3 protein-coding genes and 2 pseudogenes are annotated in these 4,522 nt (G+C 65.7%); 2 read left to right on the forward strand and 3 right to left on the reverse strand.

Going from position 1 to position 4,522, the window contains the following annotated elements:
• The 3 genes and pseudogenes from ACFDS3_RS19180 to ACFDS3_RS19190 all read right to left on the reverse strand — a co-directional run.
• Positions 1-479: pseudogene (locus tag ACFDS3_RS19180) on the reverse strand (IS5 family transposase); the annotation flags it as partial.
• Between the two features lie 451 nt (positions 480-930).
• Positions 931-1,524 (reverse strand): SMC-Scp complex subunit ScpB, encoded by a 594-nt coding sequence (locus ACFDS3_RS19185; protein ID WP_375263946.1) that lies wholly within the window; start codon positions 1,522-1,524, stop codon positions 931-933.
• Position 1,525: 1 nt separating this feature from the next.
• The gene (locus tag ACFDS3_RS19190) at positions 1,526-2,416 is read right to left on the reverse strand and encodes a DUF1403 family protein (protein ID WP_375263947.1); all 891 of its coding nucleotides are present in this window, start codon (positions 2,414-2,416) and stop codon (positions 1,526-1,528) included.
• 113 nt (positions 2,417-2,529) lie between these two features.
• Between ACFDS3_RS19190 and ACFDS3_RS19195 the strand changes: the two genes are divergently transcribed.
• Together ACFDS3_RS19195 and ACFDS3_RS19200 are read left to right on the forward strand one after the other, a co-directional pair.
• A complete protein-coding gene (locus ACFDS3_RS19195) occupies positions 2,530-3,645 on the forward strand; it encodes a tyrosine-type recombinase/integrase (RefSeq protein WP_375263948.1) in 1,116 nt (371 codons plus the stop codon).
• 662 nt (positions 3,646-4,307) lie between these two features.
• Positions 4,308-4,522, forward strand: a pseudogene (locus ACFDS3_RS19200) (transposase); the annotation flags it as partial.

Here is a 4,522-nt window from a genome sequence, read left to right on the forward strand (position 1 = left end):
ACTGGCGCCGGCCCTGAGGACCGTGCTTGCGGGTCTTCCATTCGCCATCACCGAGGAATTCGATGCCGGTGCTGTCCACGAGCAGGTTGAGCGGACGCTCAGCACGGCGATACGGGATCTGCACCGCCAATGTTCGATGGCCTTACGCGGCCCCACTGGGGCCACGGTTCCATCTCACTCTGTCTGCGGCACAGGGTGCTGAAGTCGGGCGCGGACCAGTCCAGCCCCGCCAGCCGCAGCAAACTGGCCACCATGCCCGCGGTCTGTCGCAAGGGCAGCTTGCACAGAACGTTGATCGAGAGGCAGAACTGGATGGCCGCATCCGAAAAGACCGGCGGGCGTCCCAGGCGGCCTTCATGCGGCGCCAGCCAGGCCATCTTTTGGTCAACCCAGATCAGCATCGACCCGCGCTTTCGCAACGCATCGTTATAGCTGGACCAGTTCGCCTTGCGGTAGCGGGCGGGTGGAGGCTTGCTCATGCGCCTCACCTAACCGCCTGCATTCGGTTGTGAACCACCCGAAGTCAGAGTTACGCGACAAGGCCTATCTGATCCCACACTGGATGGCCGCAATTCTGCTAATTTTGTGTCCGCTCGTGGCGACGACTGACGCTGTCTTCCGCGCTCAGTGCCCGGAAAAGCGCTTGGCCGTAGTGCTCCCGGTCAATGCGGTTCCGGACGAAAATAGGGGCGATGCTGCGGAAAGACCGGCGGCTTGGCGCACGTTGCGAAGTTTCTGTGGGTGGCTTTAAGTCCCGCCCGGGGCCACAGGACGCCGGTCTGTCGGATTTAGCCCACGCGCCTTGCCGAACCTTGGACAGCGACGCTTGCGCATCTGCCTCACGCTTGCGCAGTCCGATCTGATAGGTCTCTTGCAGACAACGACACGGCATCATGTAAGCGACCGGCCACTCCAACACGACCCGGAGCACTAAGAATTTGCCAGTCCGGCATCGGCCAACTGCTCGCGGTCAGGCAGATCGCGTAGGCTCTCGAACCCGAAGGCGGCAAGGAACGTCTCGGTCGTGACGAAGGTATAAGGCGCGCCGCGGCGCGGTTCGCGCGGGCCGGTAGCGATCAGGCCACGCGCGGAAAGCCGGCCGATCCGCTCGCGGCTGATCTCCTCCCCGAATATCTCCTTCAGTCCGCCGCGGGAGATCGGCTGGTGATAGGCGATCGCCGCCAGCACCGCCGTGTCGGACGGGCTCAACTCCAGCGCTTGATCCGCAACATCCGCCGCCGTCCTGATTGCCGCGGCATAGGCTGGCCGCGTGCGCAGCAGCCAGCCCGCACCCACACGCACCACCTGGTAGGGCCGATCGGCCAGATCCGCGGCCAAATCCCTGATCAGGAGGTCGACTGAGGCCTCCTGCCCGACCACGCGCGCAAGGTCCTCGCGCGGCACCGGCACGCCAGACGCGAACAGCACCGCCTCGATCCGGCGCATCCATTCCCGCCAGCGTAGCCCGGCCGGCAGGTCCTCGAGCGCACGATCGAAAAGGACTTCAGGGCGCGCCTTTGTCATCTCAGACCCCATAGAGGCGGAAGCTGTCGCGCCCCGTCAGCTCCCTCACCGCGCCGAGTTCTACCAGTCGATCGCAGAAGCGGCGCGCCGCGCGGTCCGACATCAGCCGCGTTAGGCCGGTGGGGGACAGGGCGTCGCGGGACAGGAACAAAGCGACAGCCTGCCCCGCGTTGCGGGCGCGCAGCTTCGGCGCGACGGCCGTCAGGCGCCCCGCCCGCCGGGCAAGGTCGACGGCAGTGCGGGCTGCCGCCTGCGCCGAGGACAGGACCGCGCGGTTGCAGGCCAGCCGCAGATCCGCTCCCGTCGCCTGCAGGTCGCGCGGGGTCAGCCCGGCTGCAAGAAGAGGCACCAGATGCGTCCAGCCAAGCCTGCGGGCCAAGGCGGCATCCGCAAGGATCAGCGCCGGCGTCTCCGCGCGCGGCGACTCAGCCAGAACGTGCTCAAGCACAGCAGCCGCCTGCGCAACGGGCGTGCCCGCCTTGGTGTCGAGCCAGGACGCGATACGGCTTGGACACAGGTCCGGCAACACCCGGCCGAGCGTTGCGCCCGAGAGCGGTCGCTCTGCCGCATCATTCCAGCGCCGGTAGATCGCCCCGGCCGGCCCGGGATGATCGCCGGGCCGTACCAGATGCACCGCATCGCGCAACGCCCCGACCTGCTCGGACCGCCCGGCGAACCGTACGGAAGCGATGGATGCCTCCAGCGCCAGGCGCGCCCGCCACAGCGGGTGCGGAACCGCGGCGCTACCCTGCACCGCATGCAGATGCGTCAAGGCGGCACCGGCCCAAAAGGCTGCGTCTTCAGGTTCTTGTATCCGCCCGGACGCGACCCATCCCGGCATCGGGGCGAGGCTCTCAACATCCTGCAGGGGGTCGGGGGCGATGGTGGTCATGGCAGAACGCTATTCGCCGACGGCACTTTAGACAACATATGACCCCGATAACCGCCGCTATCTGCCGTACGTTATGTTGTCCAGTAAGATTGCATTATCGGACGTATCAGCGCATGCTTGACGGCATGACAAAAACGCCTTCCACACCGCCCGCAGATCCCCTGCATCCCGCCCCGCGGAACAAGGCACACGGGGCGGTGTCCCCCTCCCTTACCCTGCCGGTCCATGTCGCGGGATCCGGTGCGCTCGACCGGTTGGTGGAAACCGCCCGCGGCTATGCCCGCCACGCCCTCTCCGACAACACACTGAGGGCCTATGCCAGGGACTGGGCGCAGTTCACGCGTTGGTGCCGGATGCGCGGCACGGATCCCCTGCCCCCCTCACCGGAGCTGATCGGGCTCTACATCGCCGATCTTGCTGCCCCGCGGGACAAGGCGTCGTCGACAGCTGCCCGGTCCTTGTCGGTCTCTTCCATCGAAAGACGCCTGTCAGGCCTCTCTTGGGGATACACGCAGCGGGGTTTTAACCTGGACCGCAAGGACCCGCATATCGTCACCATCCTCGCCGGCATCCGCCGTAGGCACGGCCGACCGCCCCTGCAGAAGGAGGCGATCCTGCCTGAGGATATCCGCGCCATGGTGGCCACCCTGCCCCATGACCTGAGGGGTTTGCGCGATCGCGCCATCCTGTTGCTTGGTTTCGCAGGCGGATTGCGCCGGTCGGAGATCGTCAGCTTTGACCACGGCAAGGACGACACACCCGATAGCGGTGGCTGGGTGGAGATCCAGGAAGAGGGGGTCCTGCTCACATTGCGCGGCAAGACCGGCTGGCGCGAGGTGGAGATTGCCCGCGGCAGCCGCGAGCAGACGTGCCCGGTCCGTGCCCTCGAGCAATGGCTGCATTATGCCAGGATCGGCTTTGGGCCGATATTTCTAGCTGTATCCCGCGACGGAAAACGCGCTTTGGGCAGACGGTTGAACGACAAGCATGTCGCGCGGCTGATCAAGCAGACCGTGCTCGGCGCGGGGCTCCGCCCGGACCTGCCGCAGGCCGAGCGTTTGCGGCTTTATTCCGGACACTCCCTGCGCGCCGGGTTGGCGAGCAGTGCCGAAGTGGATGAGCGCTATGTCCAGAAGCATCTCGGCCACGCATCTGCCGAGATGACTCGTCGCTACCAGCGACGCAGGGACAGGTTTCGCGTCAACCTGACCAAAGCCGCAGGGCTGTGAAAAAAGCGTCCAGCGCTTGACGGCATGGCCGAGCTGTTCTCCGCCCAGCATGGCCTGTCTGCTGAGGGAGCTGGTGATCGACAGGCCTAACTACATCCTGATCTCTGATCAGGCTGCACATGACCCTGCCAGGCACCGGGTGCCGATCACCTGCGTCCCGATGCGGCGAGGCTTTCTCTATCTCGTCGTGATCGTGGACCGGACGACACGCCGGGTTCCGTCTTGGCGGCTGTCACATAGAATGGTGTCGAGTTCTGCATTGAGGCGCTGGAAGATGCCATGCAGCGCCATCGTCGGCCGGAATCTATCGGTCCCGATCAGGATAGCCAATTCCGGGCCAAGATTCACGCAGATCCCGCTGAATGCGACGGGAAGGTGTCGATGGACGGACGCGAGCGCTGGACGGAAAACGCTCATGATTGAGCGGCCATGGCACTCGCAGAAATACGGGGGGGGGGTCTACCGGATTGCCTTCGAGACCGGATCGGCGGCCCGCGTCGGCAGCGACAGATGGATCACGTCCATAAAATGGAGCGCCCCACGGCACCCGGAGGACGGACACCAGTCGAGGTCCATCAGGGGTTCGGCCCGAAAGCGGCGGCATGATTGAACCGGCCCCCGTTTCGCCCGACACTCGAGTGTAGTCATGGAGGCTTGGGCATATGCCTGAGCACGTGCCTATGTCTGGCGACGAGATGATCACCGATGGCGGCCGTCGGCGCCGCTGGCTGCTACCGGGAAGATGCGGATCGTCGAGGAGACCCTGGAGGACGGCTCCAGCATCTCGGTCGTCGCGCGCCGGAATGGCGTTGCTCTGAACCAGCTGTATCGTTGGCGTCGCCTGATGCCGGGTGGGGGAGCCGTAGCCGTGTCCGAG

It is taken from the genome of Palleronia sp. (genome assembly GCF_042089775.1).
In the GTDB taxonomy this organism is placed as follows: domain Bacteria; phylum Pseudomonadota; class Alphaproteobacteria; order Rhodobacterales; family Rhodobacteraceae; genus Palleronia.